The 20,018-nt window shown below is 65.3% G+C and carries 19 protein-coding genes; 7 read left to right on the top strand and 12 right to left on the bottom strand.

What is annotated here, in order from left to right; all coding sequences use genetic code 11:
• Positions 1 to 58 precede the first annotated feature (58 nt).
• Positions 59 to 1,378, bottom strand: a complete 1,320-nt coding sequence (locus tag GUV69_RS00780; protein WP_164198851.1) for a CpaE/TadZ family protein — start codon at positions 1,376 to 1,378, stop codon at positions 59 to 61.
• A complete protein-coding gene (locus tag GUV69_RS00775) occupies positions 1,375 to 2,019 on the bottom strand; it encodes a hypothetical protein (protein WP_164198849.1) in 645 nt (214 codons plus the stop codon). The genes GUV69_RS00780 and GUV69_RS00775 overlap by 4 nt, the downstream gene beginning before the upstream one ends.
• 152 nt (positions 2,020 to 2,171) lie before the next feature.
• Between GUV69_RS00775 and GUV69_RS00770 the strand changes: the two genes are divergently transcribed.
• Positions 2,172 to 2,387: a helix-turn-helix domain-containing protein gene (locus GUV69_RS00770; RefSeq protein WP_104062208.1), complete on the top strand. Its 216-nt coding sequence runs from the start codon at positions 2,172 to 2,174 to the stop codon at positions 2,385 to 2,387.
• A gap of 112 nt (positions 2,388 to 2,499) precedes the next feature.
• Here GUV69_RS00770 and GUV69_RS00765 read toward each other — a convergent pair whose 3' ends face one another.
• Complete coding sequence (locus GUV69_RS00765) at positions 2,500 to 3,072, bottom strand: hypothetical protein (RefSeq protein ID WP_164198847.1); 573 nt, start codon at positions 3,070 to 3,072, stop codon at positions 2,500 to 2,502.
• Between the two features lie 149 nt (positions 3,073 to 3,221).
• On the opposite strand from GUV69_RS00765, the gene GUV69_RS00760 reads away from it, so the two are divergent.
• The 5 genes from GUV69_RS00760 (at position 3,222) to GUV69_RS23040 (ending at position 7,367) form a co-directional block, all read left to right on the top strand.
• A complete protein-coding gene (locus GUV69_RS00760) occupies positions 3,222 to 3,569 on the top strand; it encodes a hypothetical protein (protein WP_164198845.1) in 348 nt (115 codons plus the stop codon).
• 165 nt (positions 3,570 to 3,734) lie between these two features.
• Positions 3,735 to 5,276: an IS21 family transposase gene (gene istA, locus GUV69_RS00755; RefSeq protein WP_164198843.1), complete on the top strand. Its 1,542-nt coding sequence runs from the start codon at positions 3,735 to 3,737 to the stop codon at positions 5,274 to 5,276.
• The gene (gene istB / locus GUV69_RS00750; protein ID WP_164198841.1) at positions 5,273 to 6,061 is read left to right on the top strand and encodes an IS21-like element helper ATPase IstB; all 789 of its coding nucleotides are present in this window, start codon (positions 5,273 to 5,275) and stop codon (positions 6,059 to 6,061) included. The genes istA and istB overlap by 4 nt, the downstream gene beginning before the upstream one ends.
• Positions 6,062 to 6,180: 119 nt before the next feature.
• The gene (locus tag GUV69_RS00745; RefSeq protein WP_164198838.1) at positions 6,181 to 6,846 is read left to right on the top strand and encodes a LysM peptidoglycan-binding domain-containing protein; all 666 of its coding nucleotides are present in this window, start codon (positions 6,181 to 6,183) and stop codon (positions 6,844 to 6,846) included.
• 44 nt (positions 6,847 to 6,890) lie between these two features.
• On the top strand, positions 6,891 to 7,367 hold the full coding sequence (locus GUV69_RS23040; RefSeq protein WP_244292580.1) for an Rv3235 family protein: 477 nt from the start codon (positions 6,891 to 6,893) through the stop codon (positions 7,365 to 7,367).
• A 159-nt stretch (positions 7,368 to 7,526) separates the two neighbouring features.
• Here GUV69_RS23040 and secA read toward each other — a convergent pair whose 3' ends face one another.
• The 7 genes from secA to mtrA all read right to left on the bottom strand — a co-directional run bounded on the left by secA (position 7,527) and on the right by mtrA (position 17,738).
• Positions 7,527 to 10,265, bottom strand: coding sequence for a preprotein translocase subunit SecA (gene secA / locus GUV69_RS00735; RefSeq protein WP_164198836.1), 2,739 nt, complete (start codon positions 10,263 to 10,265; stop codon positions 7,527 to 7,529).
• A gap of 47 nt (positions 10,266 to 10,312) precedes the next feature.
• Positions 10,313 to 11,581 (bottom strand): winged helix-turn-helix domain-containing protein, encoded by a 1,269-nt coding sequence (locus GUV69_RS00730; protein ID WP_164198834.1) that lies wholly within the window; start codon positions 11,579 to 11,581, stop codon positions 10,313 to 10,315.
• A 32-nt stretch (positions 11,582 to 11,613) separates the two neighbouring features.
• Positions 11,614 to 12,339, bottom strand: coding sequence for a ribosome hibernation-promoting factor, HPF/YfiA family (gene hpf / locus GUV69_RS00725; RefSeq protein ID WP_164198832.1), 726 nt, complete (start codon positions 12,337 to 12,339; stop codon positions 11,614 to 11,616).
• Between the two features lie 160 nt (positions 12,340 to 12,499).
• Positions 12,500 to 13,432 carry a ComF family protein gene (locus GUV69_RS00720; RefSeq protein WP_244292579.1) on the bottom strand — a complete coding sequence of 311 codons (933 nt, stop codon included), beginning with the start codon at positions 13,430 to 13,432 and terminating at the stop codon, positions 12,500 to 12,502.
• A gap of 61 nt (positions 13,433 to 13,493) precedes the next feature.
• Positions 13,494 to 15,209: an LpqB family beta-propeller domain-containing protein gene (locus GUV69_RS00715; protein ID WP_164198830.1), complete on the bottom strand. Its 1,716-nt coding sequence runs from the start codon at positions 15,207 to 15,209 to the stop codon at positions 13,494 to 13,496.
• Positions 15,206 to 17,092 (bottom strand): MtrAB system histidine kinase MtrB, encoded by a 1,887-nt coding sequence (gene mtrB, locus GUV69_RS00710; protein ID WP_431197086.1) that lies wholly within the window; start codon positions 17,090 to 17,092, stop codon positions 15,206 to 15,208. Before mtrB ends, GUV69_RS00715 begins: the two co-directional genes overlap by 4 nt.
• A complete protein-coding gene (gene mtrA, locus GUV69_RS00705) occupies positions 17,064 to 17,738 on the bottom strand; it encodes an MtrAB system response regulator MtrA (protein ID WP_164198828.1) in 675 nt (224 codons plus the stop codon). Before mtrA ends, mtrB begins: the two co-directional genes overlap by 29 nt.
• 156 nt (positions 17,739 to 17,894) lie before the next feature.
• On the opposite strand from mtrA, the gene GUV69_RS00700 reads away from it, so the two are divergent.
• Positions 17,895 to 18,608 carry a DUF4166 domain-containing protein gene (locus GUV69_RS00700; protein ID WP_164198826.1) on the top strand — a complete coding sequence of 238 codons (714 nt, stop codon included), beginning with the start codon at positions 17,895 to 17,897 and terminating at the stop codon, positions 18,606 to 18,608.
• A 17-nt stretch (positions 18,609 to 18,625) separates the two neighbouring features.
• Here GUV69_RS00700 and GUV69_RS00695 read toward each other — a convergent pair whose 3' ends face one another.
• Positions 18,626 to 19,636: a uroporphyrinogen decarboxylase/cobalamine-independent methonine synthase family protein gene (locus GUV69_RS00695; protein WP_164198824.1), complete on the bottom strand. Its 1,011-nt coding sequence runs from the start codon at positions 19,634 to 19,636 to the stop codon at positions 18,626 to 18,628.
• Entirely contained in the window at positions 19,627 to 20,013 is a 387-nt protein-coding gene (locus tag GUV69_RS00690) for a chorismate mutase (protein ID WP_164198823.1), read from the bottom strand. Before GUV69_RS00690 ends, GUV69_RS00695 begins: the two co-directional genes overlap by 10 nt.
• Positions 20,014 to 20,018 lie beyond the last annotated feature (5 nt).

The following is a 20,018-nucleotide window of genomic DNA, read 5'->3' as shown; positions in this document are numbered from 1 at the left end:
AACAAACGCCTCCATCACAAGAAATTGTTGCTGCACCGTTGCAGCACCTATGGCGAGCCTAACCCTTAACGAAGCGCCGCGAGGTGGAAGAAAATACAGAGGATTTAGCTGATCGTTGGGCAGGTGCACAAACCAAATCCGCTATTGCACGCCGGAGCTTAGACACGGGGGCCGTTTCGAGCAATAAAGAGCCTCCCAAGAGGGCAGCATCAGCCGCGGAGCTGTCGGCAGGCAGGAAGGCGCTCAACCGCGGCGACGGGCCGTACCGTTCCCAAGCATCTTTCAGCTGACGTTCGGGCGACCTCCCGACAGCCGATGCCCGGACCTTGTTCAGCACCACAATAGGTGAAACGTGGGGCACGGCCAGTTCAAGTTCTGCGAGTCCGCGGACCAGCCGCGGAACCCCTACAGGGTCGGCGGCCCCGACGGCGAAAACGGTGTCCGCCAATTCCAGGCTCCGCAGGGTGGCCGCGTTCCGGCGCGGTGCCACCGTGTCGAAGCTGAGTTCTTCATCAGCTTCCAGGCAAAAGCCGGTGTCCACCACAACGACGTCGGCGATCTCCTTGGCGCGTTCCAGCACCAAGGACAGGGCTGCTGCCCGGAGTTCAGTCCATCTGTCAGCCCGAGTGATTCCCGTGAGCACCCGGAAGGTACCCAGCTTGGTGGCGACAGGAGACGCCACCTTGAGCAAAGCTTCGGCCCCGAGCAATCCCTGGTCCGCGAGCCTGCAGGCCTGGGCGATGCCGGCGGACTCGTCCAGTAGGCCCAGGACGGCCGCGATGCTGGCCCCGTAACTGTCCGCATCCACCAGCAGGACGGATTTTCCTTCTGCCGCCAGTTCCCCGGCGATGTTGGCTGCGACGAAGGTGCGGCCAGGCGAGCCGGCGGGTCCCCACACTGCGATGATCCTGCCGGCGCCCGAGGCCGCCGGCACCCCGGCGGATTCGGCAGCCAGCGGACGCAGCGCTGCACCCGTGTCGCCCAGCGCACTCCCGGACGTGGCGCCCCGGGTGGCGCCGGCTGGCTGTCCCGTCAGCTGGGAAACGGCCTCGGCGATCCTGCCTGCCAAGGCGGCCGATTCGACACCGGTCAGTGCGGACGCGACGCCGATCCCGCGCAGCCTGGCGGCCTCTTCAGCGTTATCCGTCAGGGCAATGATGGCCACGCCCACTGCCCCGAGCCGGTCAACCAGGGAAGCGGTCAACCCCTCGGAGCCGTCGGCCACCACTGCTGCCCGCGCCAGCCCGCTCTGGCAGGCAGCGAGCAGTTCGGTCAGTTCGGCGCATCGCCGGACGACCGTGACGGGACCGTGAAGCCGTTCCAGGCCTCCGACGACGTCTTCCCGGGCCTGGCCGACTGTCACCACGGGGATGCTCATGAGGTGCCGCCGCCCGGGTTCCAGACCACGGAGATTTTGGCCTGGTTGGCCTGCGCTCCAAGGATGGCCGGCATTTGGCTGTCCTCAACAAGGACCATCAGCACCGTGTTGCGCGACGAGCCGAGGGCAGTGGATGCGGCAGTAACCTGGGCTATTTCAGCTCCGGGCAACAGCAGCTTCGGCTCGCTGAATCCGTTCCTGGCATCGGGCGGCGCCACCCAGACATCCACCCGAGTACCCGCTACCGCCTGAGGGGGAAGGGGTTCGTCAATGGTCAGGGCGACAGGTTTGCGGTCCAAAGCGTCCACCGTGGCGAGGCTTTCCTTGGGCAGCAGCTGGTTCTTGCCGATTCGCTGGACCGCCACCATGTCCTCAGGCAGGCCCGCCTCCACGGTAACGTAATTCTCCTCAGTTTCACCGAGGCGGACCTTTGCCCTGACCACGCTGTCCGTGGTCAGTTTCTCTCCCACGGCGATGGAGTCCCGGGCAGCGTATACCTCAGTGGTCTTATCGGCACTGCCCACCAGCGAGATCACCCCCACTACGGACGCCAGGACCAACAGGACCCCCACCAGCAACCGCGGGTCCTTCCAGGAAGGCGGCTTCAACCTGGCTCCCGCGGTTCCTGCATCGTGGCTCATGCCCTGCTCCCCCTAGCTTCGAGCCAGGCGGCTGCATGCGCCCGGACACCTCATTGTTACGGCCCGGGCCCCGGAACAAAAGTCAAAAGCCCAAACAACATCAAACTGTGGATAACCACACCAGATCACACCTTCAGTGGCAAAATGGTTTTATGCCCAGATTCCTCACCCTCGCCGATGTTGCTGAGCAACTCCAGATCAACTCGCCGGCAGCTTATGCACTGGTCCGAAGCGGGGAACTCAAGGCGATCCAGGTGGGTGGCCGCGGTCAGTGGCGTGTTGAGGAAAAAATGCTCGAGCAGTACATCGAGGAGCGTTACGCCGAGGCCAGCCGAATGATCCAGGAAGCCAAGGCCAAGCAGGGCTGACCCGGGACCGCGTTCCAATCGGCCGGGTCCCGTGCGCGTTGTGTTGCTGTCCGGAGAATCTGCGCACGCGGGTCCAAAAAACTTGATGGATTGGACACACGCTGGCCGACGGCTACATCCCGCCGACGTGCCATGACCGGATTGCGCCCAGCGATCCGAAGGGAATTGTGGCAACCTGCCGGACCTGCGCGGCCCGCCGCGCCTCGCCCGGGGTGACCAGCGCCAGGTCCATAAAATCACTGCCCACGCGGTCAATGACACCGGTGAGCCCGCCTTCCTTCGCCATGTCATGCCGCACCATGACTGCCACCCCGGCCCGATCGCGCGCCAGGCCCCGCAAGGCATGCGCCAGCCCGATCCGCCGGCGCACCTGCGAAGGCTCCGCAACCGAGAGCCGCCCCAGCCCGGAGTAGCGCGCCACCGCGCCATAAGGGATCAGCACCTGCTGCAGACCCTCGTCCAGGACCAGCGCGTCTGCTCCGGCATGGCTGAGCCTGCCTTCGAACGTCCGCCCGCCCAGGAGATGCACAGCCACCTGGCTCCCGAGGCCGGCGCGCAACCTGTCGGCCAGGACAACTGAGGCGGCCTCCACCCTGGCCCGCTCGGAGATCTCGGACTCAACCGCGAGCTTGCCGCCCTCGGCAAACTGGGCCTCCATGTCAGTGAACAGTGCATCCCAACGCATGGGCCCAAGCGTAGGGCGAGGCTTCACCGGCGGTCAACGCATCAATCCATTCCTTCCAGTCTCTGGACAAATCAAGAGCAGCTCAGTCAAACTGAACTCAGATGGATCAAACAACATCAAACTACATTAAACATATCGATTGGGACCTCATGACCAGGGCTACGACACGCGAGCTTCGCGCTGATGCACTCATGGCACTTTCCATCCTGCTGCTGGGGGCATTTCTTTTCGCATCCGGACGGGGACTGCTGGATCGCTGGGAGCTCTCGGCGGCACGAGGGCAGTCACTCAGCGTGGACGACCTGCTGGGAGCTTTCGCCGCGGCAGCCGGGTTGGCGATCGTGGCGTGGTGGACCTTCGCCGTCATGCTGGCAGTGACAGTTGCCGCCTTGGCACGCTGCGGAAGGCCGCGGGCTGCCGCCCGGGCTAGCAAATATTGTCCGGCTTTTATGCGTCGCCTCGCCGTGGTGTTAGCGGCCATGAAAAACTGCCCATAGGCGGCCACGAAATTGCCCGCTGGCGGCCAGTAGAACTGCCTGCCGGTGGCCATGAGATCTGCCCACTTCCTTACTGAACCGACCGCGTCTTAAGCGGTGGGGGCCTCTCCCTGGGGTTTGATGACGGTGTCTAAGCGCACCAAGCGAACCAGGAAGAGGCCCTGTATGAAGTCTGACGGAGAAATCATGGAAATACTTGCTGCCTACGATCTGACCGGGTCGTTGCGCGCTACCGCGGAGCTCACCGGCTGCTCGCACCACACCGTTGCCAAACACGTCCAGGCCCGCGACGCGGGCCGGCCGATCGGGGAACCCGCGGCCCGCGGCCGGGTCACCGACGGGTTCCTGCCCAAGATCGAGGAATGGATCGAAGCCTCCAAGGGCCGGATCCGTGCCGATAAGGCCCACGAAAAGCTCCTCGCCCTGGGCTACACGGGTTCGGAACGCTCGACCCGCCGCGCGATCGCACAGGTTAAAGCCGCGTGGCGGCTGGGCCATACCCGCGTTCACCGGCCCTGGATCACCGAACCGGGAATGTGGCTGCAGTACGACTTCGGCGACGGCCCAAAGATCGGCGGGGTGAAAACCATCCTGTTCGTGGCCTGGCTGGCGTTCTCCCGCTTCCGGATCGTGATCCCGCTGCGGGACCGGACCGCGCCGAGCGTGTTCGCGGCCCTGGACCGGTCCTTCCGGATCCTCGGCGGGGCACCGACCTATGTCCTGACGGACAACGAGAAGACCGTGACCACGGCCCATGTTGCCGGGGTCCCGGTCCGGAACCAACAGACCCTGGACTTCGCCCGGCACTACGGGATCACCGTGCTGAGCTGCCAGCCCGCGGACCCTGCCACTAAGGGCGGAGTTGAAGCGTCCGTGAAACTCGCCAAGGCCGACCTCGTGCCGAAGGACACCAACCTCCGGGCCGAGTATGGCTCCTTCGCCGAACTCGAGGCCGCCTGCCAGGTCTTCATGGACGAGGTCAATCACCGTGAGCACCGGGTGACGCGGCGTAAACCCGCGGCGGTGCTCGCCGAGGAAGCCCCCAGGTTGCACCGGATCCCGGACACCGCCCACACGGTCGCGTTCGGCCTGGCCCGCAGCGTTCCGGAGAACACCCCGATGGTCACCTTCGAAAACGCCCAGTACTCGGTCCCGGCCCACCTGCTCGGCGCACGGGTGTTCGTCCGCACGCACGGCACCGGACCGGACGAGCAGGTCATCATCGTCCACCACGGCGCCGGGGGACCGGTCGAAGTCGCCCGCCACGGACGGGCACGGCCCGGCAGCCCCGCCATCAACGATGAACACTTCCCCGGAACCAGGGCAAAGGTTCCTGGCGATTATGAGGTCAGGGCCCGCAGCGCTGACGAAGCAGCGTTTCTGGCCATCGGCGAGGGCGCCAGGACCTGGCTGATCGAAGCCGCCGCGGCCGGGACGGCACGGATGAACGTGAAAATGGCCGAAGCCGTCACCCTGGCTAAAATCGCCGGCACTGACCACGTCGATCGGGCACTCGGCGATGCCGCCCTGCACGGCCGGTTCGCGCACCCGGACCTCGCCTCGATCCTGAACGCCAACATCCGCCGCACCACCACGCACGCCGCCAACGAAGCGACCTCCCTGACCCAGGGAACCAGCGCGTGGGCCGCTATCGGAAACCCCGCCCTGAACACCACCGCCAACATCACGCCGGAGGAGGCCCGATGAGTCCCGTGACCACGACCAACACCGCGGCTCCGCCGCTGCCAGCGGACCTGGAGGCCCTGATGCGGTCCCTGAAAATGCCCCACGCCCGGGCGCTGGCCCCTGAACTGATCGCGACCGCCCGCGCCCAGCGCTGGGAACCTGTCGAGGTCATCAAAGCCCTCTTCACCGAGGAAGCCGCCGGCCGGGCCCGGTCCATGCTCGCCTCCCGCCGCAAAGCTGCTGGCTTCCCGACCGGCAAAACCTTCGACGCCTGGGACCCGGACGCGTCCTCCATCCCCGCCCCGACCCAACAGGCCCTCCGGACCCTGGAATGGATCAACCGGCGGGAAAACCTGGTGGTCTGCGGACCCTCCGGAACAGGGAAAACCTTCTTCCTCGAAGCCCTCGGCCAGCAGGCCGTCGAAGCCGGGATGCGCGTGGCCTGGTTCAGGCTCGAGGACCTCGGCGTCCTGATCCGGGCGCACCGCACCGACGACAGCGTCACCCGCGCCGTCACCCGGATCCTCCGCGCGGAGCTGGTGGTGATCGATGACATCGGCCTGTTGCCGGTGGCCACGGACGCGGCCGAAGGCCTCTACCGGGTCGTGGACGCAGCCTACGAAAAACGGTCCGTCGCGATCAGCTCCAACCTCCACCCCGCCGGCTTCGACGAACTCATGCCGAAAACCCTCGCCACCGCCACCGTTGACCGGCTCCTGCACCACGCCCACGTCTGCCAGACCAGCGGCGATTCCGTCCGCCTCACCCAAGCCCTCGCCGGAAAAGGAGTCACCCGCCTGACCTAACCAACCCAAGAATGGCCAACCCCGCCGAACCAATCAGTGGGCAGATCTGTTGGCCATCACCGGGCAGTTTTACTGGCCACCAGCGGGCACATCAACTGACCGCCCGTGGGCAGAACGTAATGGCCATTGACACCGTGGCGGCACTTTCAGTTCAGCTCCTCGCAGCTCCGATGGCCCAGGCCGCCGTCCCTCCCACAGGACCTGCCTGGGTGCCAACGCAGGAAGCTGCGGTGCAGGCCCAGTGGTCCCCCACGGCGGCGCAGCTGGCCGCGAACCCACCGGAAGCGGATGTGCCCGCCGCACCGGTCACGCAACTGCAGGCCACACCGGAATCACCCCTCGCCACACAATCCCGGATGGCAGAACGTCGGGCACCACAAACGCCACTGGCAGAAGCGCCCGCACCACAACCGCAGGCAACACAAACGCCGACACCACAACCGCTGCCCACGGACCCCCCGGCAACAGAAACGCCGTCAACTGACGCTCCGCCGGCCGCGGTCCGGCCAGACTGGAGGCCCAGCGCACCCGTACCCGACCCCGGGCTGCTGGCACCCCGGCCCGTCCGCGCCGCTCAGGACACCGCGTCGACGGGGAACGCGGTAACTGTGCTGGCAGGCGACACACTGTGGGACATCGCAAAGCGTCATCTGGGACCAGCTGCTTCCGATGTTGATGTCGCATTGCATTGGCCCCGATGGTATGAGGCCAACAAGGCCCGGATCGGTGAAAGCCCGCATGTCCTGCTCCCCGGCCAGATCCTGAATGCTCCTTCCACCCGCTAGCCGTTCGTTCCGATCTTCATCAGCACACAATTAAGGAGAATCACATGAACGCAGTCACGCCAATCCGACCCGCCCGGGCCGACGGAGGGCCGGCGGCAGCAGTCCGCCCTGTTCCGCTACGGCCCGCCAACACGCCGGGGGCTCCGGGCCTGCCGCTGCGCGCAGCGGACGAGACTTCGGAAATCCTCGCCATCACGCGCAGTACGGTGCAGGCCGCGATGGAGGTGCTGGCTGGCATCAGGCCCATCCACCAGCTGGCACGCCGACTGGATCCCCGTTGTCTTGCATTGCTCCAGCACCGTGCGGGGCTGATCCGCCGCGAACAGGCCCGATCCTCGTCGCCTGCCCTGGCCAGGCTGCACCGGAACTCAGTGGTGCGCTCGGTCAGGGCATGCGAAGTCTCCCCCGGCATCTATGAGGCCAGCGCAGTGGTTATTGACGATGTCCGGGCACGGGCGGTGGCGGTCCGGCTGGAACGGGGCAAACAGGTCTGGCGTGTGACGGAATTCGTCGTTGGCTGAAGGTATTGGCCGGGTGGAGGGAGACCAGGCGATGAAAGGAGCTGCTTGCCGAAACAGACACCCAATGAAACAGGAAATGCCCGGAGCAGATGGTCCGGGCATTTCCTGTTGCCTGTCGTGCTGTCATGCCATGCCGCACGATCGCATGGTCCGCTGGGGTCAGCGGCGCTTCTTTTTCGCCTGACGCTTGGCGGTGTCCTGCGTTGCGGCCTTGGCCGGGTTGCCGGACCGGGACGAGGCGCGGCCTTCAACCCGGGTCTGGGAAGCGCCGTCTTCGCCGGGTGCCGTGTACTGCAGCTGTGCCGGCTTTTCGGGCGCTTCCAGGCCGGCGGCGTGGATCTGCGGTTCAACGTGCTCGGTGTGGCCACCGGCGGCATCCGCCACCACAACGTCCTGCGCCGGGGTGACCTCGACCTCCAGGTTGTAGAGGAAGCCGACACTCTCTTCGCGGATGGCCTCCATCATGGCCTGGAACATGGTGAAACCCTCGCGCTGGTATTCCACCAGCGGGTCACGCTGGGCCATCGCACGCAGGCCGATGCCTTCCTTGAGGTAGTCCATCTCGTAGAGGTGTTCCTGCCACTTGCGCCCGATGACTGAAAGCACCACGCGGCGTTCCAGTTCACGCATGCTCTCCGAGCCGATGGCCTCTTCACGGGCCTGGTAGACCAGCCGGGCATCAGAGAGCAGCTCCTCCTTGAGCATCTCAACGGTCAGCCGCGACTTGCCGCCGGCTTCCTCGATGATCTCATCCGGGGTGATGCTCACGGGGTAGAGCGTCTTCAGGTTGGTCCACAGCTGCGTGTAGTCCCAGTCGTCACCGTTGCCTTCGGCGGTGGCGGAGTCGATCAGCGCGGTGATCGTGTCCTCGATGAAGAACTGCACCTTCTCGTGCAGGTCATCGCCTTCCAGGATCCGGCGCCGGTCACCATAGATGGCTTCGCGCTGGCGGTTCAGGACGTCGTCGTACTTGAGCACATTCTTCCGCTGCTCCGCGTTGCGGCCTTCCACCTGGCCCTGCGCAGACGCGATGGCCCGCGAAACGAGCTTTGATTCCAAGGCCACATCGTCCGGGACGGAACTGTTCATCAGCCGCTCGGCGGCGCCGGAGTTGAAGAGCCGCATTAGGTCATCGGTCAGCGAGAGGTAGAAGCGCGACTCACCCGGGTCGCCCTGGCGGCCGGAGCGGCCGCGGAGCTGGTTGTCGATGCGCCGGGATTCGTGCCGCTCGGTGCCCAGGACGTAGAGCCCGCCGGTGTTCAGGACTTCCTCGTGCTCGTCCTTGACGGCCTGTTTGGCCGCTTCCAGGGCGGCCGGCCACGCGGCCTCGTACTCTTCGGAATTAGCTTCCGGATCCAGCCCGCGCCTGGCCAGTTCGGCCACGGCGGTGAACTCGGCATTGCCGCCCAGCATGATGTCCGTGCCGCGGCCGGCCATGTTGGTGGCCACGGTGACAGCACCCTTGCGGCCGGCCTGTGCCACGATGGCGGCCTCACGCGCGTGGTTCTTGGCGTTCAGGACCTCGTGCCGGATGCCTTCCTTGGCCAGCAGCCGGGACAGGTATTCGCTCTTCTCCACGCTGGTGGTGCCCACGAGGACGGGCTGGCCCTTTTCGTGGCGTTCGGCGATGTCCTGCACCACGGCGTCGAACTTCACGGTCTCGTTTTTGTAGACAAGGTCCGGCTGGTCGATGCGCTGCATGTCCCGATTGGTGGGGATGGCCACAACACCGAGCTTGTAGGTGCTCATGAACTCGGCGGCCTCGGTCTCGGCCGTACCTGTCATGCCTGCCAGCTTGGAGTACATGCGGAAATAGTTCTGCAGGGTCACCGTGGCCAAGGTCTGGTTTTCGGCCTTGATCTCCACGGCTTCCTTGGCCTCGATGGCCTGGTGCATGCCCTCGTTGTAGCGCCGGCCGGCCAGGATGCGGCCGGTGTGCTCGTCAACGATGAGGACTTCGCCGTCGAGGATGACGTAGTCCTTGTCGCGCTTGAAGAGTTCCTTGGCCTTGATGGCGTTGTTGAGGAAGCCGATCAGCGGGGTGTTCGCGGACTCATAGAGGTTCTGGATGCCCAGGTAGTCCTCCACCTTTTCGATGCCACTCTCGAGGACGCCGACGGTGCGCTTCTTTTCGTCCGTTTCATAGTCCTCGCCCAGCTTCAGGCGCTGGACGACCTTCGCGAATTCGCTGTACCAGCGGTTTGTGTCGCCCTGGGCAGGGCCGGAAATGATGAGCGGCGTGCGGGCTTCGTCAATGAGGATGGAGTCGACCTCATCCACGATCGCGAAATTATGGCCCCGCTGGACCAGCTCGGATTTGTCCCACGCCATGTTGTCGCGCAGGTAGTCAAAGCCGAATTCGTTGTTGGTGCCGTACGTGATGTCTGCGGCGTACATCTGCCGGCGCACCGAAGGATCCTGGTTGGACAGAATGCAGCCGCTGGTCAGGCCAAGGAACCGGTAAACCCTGCCCATGAGGTCTGACTGATATTCGGCGAGGTAGTCGTTTACGGTAATCACATGCACGCCGTTACCGGTGAGGGCGTTGAGGTAGGCCGGAGCAGTGGCGACGAGGGTCTTACCTTCACCGGTCTTCATTTCGGCGATGTTGCCAAGGTGGAGGGCAGCGCCGCCCATCAGCTGGACATCGAAGTGGCGCATCCCGAGCGTCCGTGACGACGCCTCCCGCACGGCAGCAAAAGCCTCCGGGAGAAGGTCATCCAGCTGCTCCCCGTCCTTGTGGCGGGCCCGGAGCCGGTCTGTCTCCTCACGGAGTTCGGCGTCAGTGAACGTCTGGAACGATTCTTCGAGAGCATTGATGGAGTCGGCATAGTTCCGAAGTTGCCGCAGGGTTTTTTTGTCACCCGTACGGAGAAGTTTTTCGATAAGTGATGCCACGTGAAGATACTCCCAGTCTGATGCTGCCGAATTCTGGCGTTTTTAGTCTACGGGAGAGACACAGGCCACGCGGCCGGTGTTCCCTCAGAGCGGATCGCTTCCCCGCCGCTGCGGAGGGCCGCCGCCACGGGCCCCGCCAGGTCCCCTGCCGGGGTGACCACAATGTCCCCTAGTCCCAGCCATTCAGCCATGAGTTCCAGCTCCCCGGCAAGTTCGACGGCGGTTCCCGGCGGCGCGTCCGGCTCACCGTACGCGGACCTGACCAGGAGCTTTCCTGCGGCACGGTCAGCCTTCAGGTCGACGCGTGCCACGATGGTCTCACCCAGGAGGAAGGGCAGCACGTAATACCCAAAGCGGCGCCGGTGTTCGGGGGTGTAGATCTCAATCCGGTAGTGGAATCCGAATAGTTCCTCGAGCCGGCGCCGCTCGAAAACCAGCGAATCGAAGGGGCTCAGCAACGCCCGCCCGGCAGCCCTGCGGGGCATTCTGGCATCCACATGGAGGAACACCTTCCGGTCCCACCCCGTCACCGACACCGGCTCCAGCCGGCCGGCCCGGACCAAATGCTCCACCGAGTCAGCCGCCGCCTTGATCGGCGTGCGGAAGTAGTCCGCGAAGCACCGCACGGTGCCGATTCCGTGGGCCTGGGCCGCAGCGTCGATCAGCCGATGCAGGGCTTCCACAGGATCCCGCTGGTCTTCCGCCAGCGGCCGACGGTCCGGCAGCACCCGCGCGGTGAGGGCGTATCTGCGCTCGAACTGCTCCGTCCTGGAAGCGGCCGAGATGAGGCCCTCCTGGAAGAGGTCTTCGAGGACCCGCTTGACCGCGTTCCAGTTCCATCCCCAGTTCTCGGTGCTCCGGTCCTCCACATGCCCGATTCTTACCGTAAGTTCGGCCGCTGTCAGGGGCTTACCCGCGGCGAGGACAGCAAGGATCTTGCCGGCCACATCTTCGCGGAGCTCGCGCTCCAGCCGGCCGGCGCCCACCCACGTGCGTTTCTGCCACAGGACAAGGTCCGGGAAAAGTTCGGGTCGGATGAAGCTGGCCTCATGCGCCCAGTACTCCATCATGCGCCTGGGGTGCGTTCCGGACATCCGCTGCAGGATGGTGCGGTCGTAGTTGCCCAGCCTGGAAAAGAACGGAAGGAAATGACTGCGGGACAGCACATTGACGGAATCGATCTGGACCACCTGGAGCCGGGCAAAGGTGCGGCCCACCGTCCGTGAGGTCACGGGGCCGGCGGGCCGTCCTTTGTCGAGTCCTTGTGCTGCCAGTGCGATCCGCCGGGCCTGATTAAGGCTCAGCGTCGCTGACACGACAGTCCTTTCATTGGCGGGTGTGAACCACCCTAGACTTTTGCACCCTCATCGTCGGAACGGTAGGCAATGATCTTCTCTTCCACCACGGTGTCCCCGGGTTCGCATTCGTGGTCAAGGGTGATGACGCCGTATGTCCAGCCACGGCGGCGGTAAACGACGGACGGGGTGTTGGTGGCTTTGTCCACAAACAGGTAGAAATCGTGGCCGACGAGCTCCATGTTGTCCACGGCGTCGTCGAGGCTAAGGGAGGCCGCCGGGAAAACCTTGCGCCGGATCAGCACCGGGGAATTTCCTGCGGGAATGTCGTTCTCGACCTCATAAGGCGATCGTTCTGCAACCGGTTCCTGGGGCTCACTGCGATGGCTGGCCTCCACGTAAAGCGGTTCAGTGGTACTGGCTGGCTCAAGCGAAGCGGTTGCCTCGCGCACAGCCTTGGGAGTGTGGCGCCCGTGGTGGACCTTTTTGCGGTCCTTGGCCCGGCGGAGCCGCTCAAGCAGTTTGGTGTAAGCGAGATCAAAGGCAGCAAACTTATCTGCGGCGCTGGCTTCCGCACGGATCACAGGTCCGCGGCCCAGAACGGTGACTTCAACGGTAAGTTGGTCGCCGGTCTGGCGTGCGTTCGTTTCTTTGGACACCTTCGCATCCACGCGCTGGACCTTGTCGCCCAATGATTCGATCTTCGAGATCTTCTCACCGGCGTATTCGCGGAACCGGTCCGAGACCGTCAGATTCCGTCCGCTGATCATAAACTCCATGGTGCCCTCCAAATGACTTCGGTGACACGACGACGGCACATCCCAGAGGCCGATCTGATTGACAGTCAAGCCCCTTTCCGAGCCGCCATCGAAAGGTACAACTTGTTCTTGGTACCCACCACCGACGTTAGTTCATCGCCACCGCTTATTCATCCTTTCTTCATTTATTTTTTCCCAAGTCGGGCCGCTTTCCGCCAGCTGCCGGGGACGGCGGTCCGCTGCCGGCTGAATCGGGCGGGCGTGTCGCCGCAAGGACAACCGCGCCGGCCACACCGGCACCGCCGAGGTGGAGCGCACGCGCCGCTTCCGCCAAGGTGGCGCCGGTGGTAAGGACATCGTCGACAATGATGCACCGGCGTCCGGCGACCTGCCTGCGCTTCCGGGACGGGACCGTCATGGATCCTCTCACCCGCGCAGCCCTGGCTCCCCTGCCGAGCCCCTTTTGGCCGCCCGGCAGTCGTTCCAGGGCCGCCCGGCGGCGCGATTTCCTGAGCACATCCAGCACAGGAGGGCCGCCGCCCGCGTGGCCTTGGCGCCATCCGGCCAGCAGGAGGTGAACGGGGCTGAAGCCCCGCTTGATGAACGCGCCGGTACTGCCGGGGACTGGAACCAGGCAGACATTGTCCGCGCCGGCAGCCGCGGCGGCAATGCCCTGGCCCAGTCCCTTCGCCAGCACTGACTTGAGCTGGTGCTGTCCGTGGCGCTTAAACGACAACAATGCCTGGCTTAACTCCTCGCGGTACACCCCTGCGGCCACCACGGGAAGGATGATGCCGCCGTCGACAGTCATCAGCGCCGGTGCCTGTTCCTCGGCCCTGAACGGGTGCCTGGTCAGAATGCGTATCCGGCGTTCGCAGGCAACGCACAGGGCCAGGTCCTCGGCGCCGCAGCAGACGCAGTCCACCGGAACCCCCAGCGCCAGCATCTCCGCACCGGCACGCATAACGTGATCGGCAACCAGCAGCCAGGCGCTGCGCTGCACGCCGCGGTGCTTGCCCGACACCACGGGCGCAAGGAGGTCCGGGTCCGCGGCGGCCACCGCCCTACGGACGGGGCGTTTGGACTCAGGACGGGGTGGCTGTTCAGCTCGCACACCTCATGCTCCCCCGGCGGCAGCGGGCCCTCCACCGGGCACGCGCCCTATGTGGACAAACCTATCCGGGAAACGACGGATCGATGGGGCCTTTGAGCTGGGGCGACCAGCCGTTGCCCAGCCGCTGGAAGATCCCTTCTGCGGACTGGCCATAGATCTCCTCAGCCCCGTTGCCGGCGCTGAGCCAGACCAGGCCCGGCCAGGGGGCCAGCTGCTGGGGCTGGCCTGAAGTGAGGGACAGCAGCTCAGGCACGACATTTGCCGTGGCAGAGCCCTTCATCACGGCCACCGTTGTGTCGTTAACCCAGACGCCCTGATCCGGGTCGCTGGCGGTCACGAGGGTGATCGGGGCCGTCAGTTCCCTGGGCGTCCCGTCGGCGTTGCGGATAATCCCTGCGACCTGAACCTTGGTCTGGCCGTTCTGTTCCGAGATGACCAGTGCACGGACACCCTCGCGGGAAATCCGCAGGTCCTTGACCGTCCTCCCGGCAAGCCAGGCCGGAGTCAGGGTGACAGTGGGAACTGTTGCCCCGTCCGTCACCCCTGCCGGCCGGAACGCCACCACTTCGGTGCCGCCGGTGGCTCCGGGGCCGGCCGCCCATACCCAGTCGTGGAGGCTGAACGAAGGATGGGTGATGGTACTGCGTGTGGTCAGCGCACGTGCGGGCTGGCCAGGCACCATGCTGTAGAGCGTGGTTCGGCTTTCGTTGAGGAAGGCCACAGTCTGTGACACGGGTGACTCCGCCGGGTAGCGGGGTCCGAGCGAGGACACCGGCTGCATGTCCGGAAGCGGGGACACCCTGTTGTTTTCGTAGCGCACCAGTTCGTTGCCGCTGACGGCGATCTCCCGTGACGGCACATTCTTGTCCCGCACCGGCGGCAGGACCGAGCCGTTGTCCTCTACGCGCACCAGGTCCTGGTTGGCACGCAACTCAACGTTGACGACGTCGGGCTGGCTGCGGAAAGTCAGCGAGAGCTGGGTCTGCATCCGGAGCCTGTCCTCGGCAGACGCCTCAGTAAGTTCCTTGGCGGTAAGTTCCACCTGGGCCGCTCCCGATACCACCGGCACCGACTCCCGGGCCAGCTTGATGCCTGACGGGAAGGCACTCACTACGGCTCCGCGAAGGTACGGGGCGGGGCCGGCGAGCAGGGCACTGGTCATGGCCTTGACCGTCTTGTTCCTGATGAACCAGCGGACGTCGGGAACGGCGTACGTGAAGCTGGGATCGTAGAAGTAGATGGGGTAGGCGCCGTAGATGACCTTGAACGTCTCCTCCGGGATAGCGGTCCCGTCCGGGATGGCCGAAATCCGCCACTCACCGTCCACCTGGGTGACCGTTGCCGGAATGTTCTCGATGGTGCCTTCCGGTGACTGGGTGGCGATGCCGTCGACATCCACCGTGTAGGCCACATCCAGCTGATAGTTGTAGACGTTTTCGACGCCGGTGCTCACCACCTTTGCGTCGCGGTACACGAGTGCCCGCTGGTCAGGCTTCCACGCAACCGCGGCTGCCTGCGTCAAGTACTCGCGAGCCACGGCGTAATCGCCTTCATACCCCGTACCGGCCCGGTAGAAGTAATCGATGATGTTCTCCGGAGTTGCCCCCTGCTGCGGCGCCGCGGGAAAAAACACCGGGGCGTTGCTGTTGCCGTCGCTGCCCTGGTCACTCTTTCCCACGGGTCCGGACGTGGGGATGCGCGCACAGGAGGCCAGCAGCAGCGCCACCATGAGCAGTACAACGGCCTTCAGCAGTCCCCGAGAGACTCGTCCCGTCATGAAGACTCCTTTGCCGATGGAGCTGCCCCGGCCCCTGGACCCGCGCCGACGGCGGTTCGGGGTGCCGGTTCAAGAACATCCGTGCCTGCAGGATCGTCGGCCGGAACGGTGTCTTCCGGTTCCAGGGGGACCGGTGAGTTTTCGATTTCCTCGCCTTGGTGCAGCGGGATGGTCAGCCGGAAGCTGGACCCGCTGCCTTTCAGGCCCCACGCCTGGAGCCAGCCATTGTGCAGTTTTGTATCCTCCATGGCGATGGAGAGGCCCAGGCCGCTGCCTCCGGTGGTCCGGGCACGGGCAGGGTCCGCACGCCAGAACCGGTCAAAGACCCGGGCGGCTTCGGCGGGTGTCATGCCTATTCCCTGGTCCCGCACGAGGACTCCCACTGCTGACCGGTTGGCGGCAACGGTGACCGTCACCGGCCGCCCTTCGCCGTGTTCCACCGCATTCAGGATGAGGTTGCGCAGGATCCGGTCGATCCGGCGGGCGTCCATTTCGGCCACGATGTCTCCGGCCGGCGCCCGAAGGATGATGTCTGATCCGTATTCCGCGGCGACGGGCGCTGCTCCGTCAATGACGTGGTTGATGACCTGCAGGATATCGGCGGGTTCGGCGTCGAGCATTGCCACCCCGGCGTCGAAGCGGGAGATCTCCAGGAGGTCCGCCAGCAAGGACTGGAACCTCTCCACCTGGTTGTAGAGCAGCTCGGCCGAGCGCTTGTTGATCGGGTCGAAGTCATGGCGTGCGTCGTAGAGCACTTCGGCGGCCATGCGTACCGTGGTCAGCGGCGTTCGAAGCTCATGGGAAACGTCCGATACGAACCGCTGCTGCATCTGCGACAGCGTGGCCAGCTGCGTGATCTGTTCCTGGAGGCTGGCGGCCATGTGGTTGAAGGAGGCGCCGAGGCGTGCCACCTCGTCCTCGCCTTTGACCACCATCCGCTCCTGCAACTGGCCTGCTGCCAGTTTTTCCGAGACGAGGGCGGCGTGGCTGACCGGGCTCACCACGTTGCGGGTCACATACCAGGCGATCGCGCCGATCATGAGCACCAGCACCGCGCCGCCGGCCAGGAGCACGCGCTGGATTTCATCGAGTGTCTGCTGGGCTGTGTTGAGGTCGTAGATCAGGTACAGCTCGTACACAGTGCCGTTGAATGTAACGGTGTTTCCTACCGCAATGCCCGGCCGGTCTTCCGTCCCCACCGGGATCACCGTTGACGCCCAGTATTGGTCCTTGGGTGAGTCCTGGACGGCGCGGCGAAGTTCGGGCGGGATGACACTGACCGTCAGCTGGTCCGACGCCCGCGATTCCACCCACCTGTTCCGGGGCTTGGTCTGCTCCGGCATCGCCTCAAAGACGTACCGCCGCTGGATGACCGAACCGCGGCCCTCCACCGCGTTCAGGGTGTCATAAACGAGGGTGATGACGCTGGACTGGTCGGTGACCTGGGCGCCGTCGAACGTGTCCTGGACCTGCTTGACGTTGTACCGGGTTTCAGATTCGGCCTGCGTCAGGCGCTCCTGGAACAGGTTGTTGGCGATCTGGTTCGACAAGTAGGCGCCAACAGCCCCGAAGGACGTCACGGCCAGCAGCAGTGTGGTGAGGACGGTGCGGAACTGCAGGGACCTGCGCCAACGCCGTTGGAGGGAGCGTCCCACATAGCGCACGGCCGGGAGAAAACGCTTCAGCCCGACCTGGATGAGGCGCGCCACCCGCAGGGCAACGATGATGGCACGCCGGCGCCAGATTCGGGCGCGCAGGGGCAAGGCGGCCAGCTCCGCGGCCAGGGCATCCGTATGCTCAGGCCCCTTGCCAGCCGCCGGGTCCGGTGCAGGGGCCCCTTCCGGTCCCGGGGACTCAGGAACCTGCTTTGTAGCCGACACCACGAACCGTCAATACAACTTCCGGGGCTTCCGGGTCGCGTTCAATCTTGGACCGGAGCCGCTGCACGTGGACGTTGACCAGCCGGGTGTCTGCCGCGTGGCGGTAGCCCCAGACCTGCTCCAGCAGAAGTTCGCGGGTGAACACCTGCCAGGGTTTCCGTGCCAGCGCCACCAGGAGGTCGAACTCCAGGGGCGTCAGGGATATGCGCTCGTCCGCACGTTTGACCGTGTGGCCGGCAACATCGATGGTGATGTCAGCGATCCGCAGTGTTTCGGGCGCCTTCTGGTCACCGGGACGCAGTCGCGCCCGGACCCGGGCAACCAGCTCGGCGGGCTTAAACGGTTTCGGCACATAGTCGTCGGCCCCGGACTCGAGCCCGCGGACGACGTCGGACGTGTCCGATTTGGCGGTGAGCATCACGATGGGCACGTCCGACTCAGCCCGGATCTGCCGGCAGACCTCGATGCCGTCCACACCGGGAAGCATCAGGTCAAGCAGCACAAGGTCCGGCTTCGATGAACGGAAGACATCGAGCGCCTGGCCGCCGTCAGCGCAAAAGACGGGGTCAAAACCGTCATTGCGCAGAACAATACCGATCATTTCGGCCAGCGCCTCGTCATCGTCAACTACCAGAATGCGTGCCTTCATAGTTATATATTCCCTTATTGAACAGGGTTTGTCCTGTTCAACGCCGTTCCGGCATGGCGCAGCACGCGATGCCGGGCAGGGCCGGGGCCGCGTGACCAGCCGGTACATTGGGAACAAACCGCGGCGCAGCCGGCGGTACCGTCCAGGAGGTTACTGATGAATGTCCCCATCTACCAGCGGGCCCTGGGCGCAGATTTCAGCCGCCTGCAGCCGGAGCTGCAGGAATATTTTTCGCTGCTGCCCGGATCAGGGCGGTACGGCATCGGGGAGGGCGTCTTCGACGTCGCCGGCTGCCGGCAGTCATGGCTGAGGCCGCTGCTGAAGCTCAGCTCCGGGGAGGAAGCGTTCTTCCCGGAATTCGGCGCGAACGTCCCGTTCCGGATCGAAAACCATGCGCATCTTGACCCGTTCGGGCGTCCCAGCCTTACCGCCCGGAGGGAGATCCGGTTCCCCGGCCGCAGCAGGATTTTCCAGGACACCACCAGCCTGGTGGAATCCGACGGCACCCCGCGGTTGGTGGACTACCTGGGCCGCTTCCGGCGCATGGTCACCGACCTGAAGCTCAGCGTGACCGAGGAGGGCAGGCTGCGTGGCGTTTCCGAAGATTCGCGGCTGTTCCTTGGCCATCTTCGCCTGCCGCTGCCGGGAGCGTTGGATGCCAAAGCCTATGCCGAGCAGTGGTGGGAAAACACCGCGGACGGGCAGGGGCGGCACCGGATCCAGGTCAAGGTCCTCCAGCCGCAGATCGGCGAGGTCCTGGTTTATGCCGGCCACATGCAATACCGGCTGCGTCCGTATGTCGGCGGCAGCTCAGCCCCGAGCTTCCTGCCCCGCTACGCCCAGCCGGACCGCTGGGAAGAGCGCGTGTAACTCCAGGCCCATTGCCGCTAGCCGTGCGCCCGCTGGTTCAGCCCGTCGGCTAACTGGGTGAGCCGGCCCAGCACAGCCGTGGCGGCCGCCGGAGTGAGGCCCGCCAATCCGCCTGCCGGAGTGACACGCACACTGCCCAATGACGACGCCGGCAAACCAATCTGGTGCCATGGGCGCCACACCGCGTCGACGGCGTCGGCCACTTTTGGCAGGGTGCCGACGCGGGGGTCCAGCGCACCGGCCCAGACTTTCTTGCCGGCCTCCACGGCGGCAGCCAGCTGCTCCCACTGCCGCGAGGTAAGCGCCTTTAACGGCACTGCCACGCCGTCGGCGCCGGCCTGTATGATCCGTTCGATCGGCGCTTCCACTTCAGGTACTGCCATAACAACCTCGACGGCGCCGGCCGCCCGGAGCGCCTCAATGACCAGCTGCCAGGCCTCGGTGACCTCCTGGCCGCCCACCGCCCGCAGCGTACGGTATCCGCTCGCTGTCGGAATGGTTCCTGCCAGGACGGCGGCGATGTCGGGTTCGTCGAGCTGGACCACAAGCCGGGCACCGGGAACTGCACTGGAGATCCGCGAAAGGTACGCGCCAACCCCGGCGGCCAGCGATTCGGCGATGTCCCGCCTGGCGCCGTAATCGATCAGCGAACGTTCGCCGTTGTGCAGGTGCAGGGCAGCGGCCAGGCTGAGCGGGCCCAGCAGCTGGACCTTCAGTTCAGGGGCGGGAGTGTCCTCGGTACCGGCGACGTCAGCGAGGACATTGATGTCTGTGGACAGCGCCGAAGCGGCCCGGCGGAAGTCCTTGCCGGGACGGTCCACCAGCCGCCAGCCATAGGGCTGCACATCCACGGCCAGTTCAACAAGTAGCGACGCGGTGCGTCCCACTGCGTCGGAGCCGACTCCGCGGTCCGGGAGCTCGGCCAGGAACGGCAGGTGCGGGCTGCCCAGTTCGCCCCGGATAATCCGCGCGGCCTCCACGGGGTCCTCTCCAGGCCAGGGCCCCAGTGCTGTGGCTGTTACTTCCACTCTGCAGCGGCCTCGTGGTCCTCGGCGATGGCTTCGTGGTGGCGGATGACCTCGCCGATGATGAAGTTCAGGAACTTCTCGGCGAAGGCGGGGTCGAGGTGGGCATCCTCAGCCAACCGCCGCAGCCGGGCGATCTGGGCGCTTTCGCGGCCCGGATCCCCGGCCGGCAGGCGGTGCGCAGCTTTGAGGAAGCCCACCTTCTGCGTCGCTTTGAACCGCTCAGCGAGGAGGTAGACCAGCGTGGCATCGATGTTGTCGATGCTGGACCGGATGGACAGCAGTTCCGCCATCACCGAGTTGTCCACCTGGCCGGCGAGCGAACTCGCAGCGGCGTCGTAGGTTTCGGCGTCGGGAACATCATGGTTTTGCTGCGTCATGCTCC

The organism is [Micrococcus luteus] ATCC 49442 (assembly GCF_010367585.1).
Taxonomy (GTDB): Bacteria; Actinomycetota; Actinomycetes; order Actinomycetales; family Micrococcaceae; genus Arthrobacter; species Arthrobacter luteus_A.
Note: the sequence above shows the minus strand (reverse complement) of the source record. Positions and strands in the feature narration are given on the sequence as shown.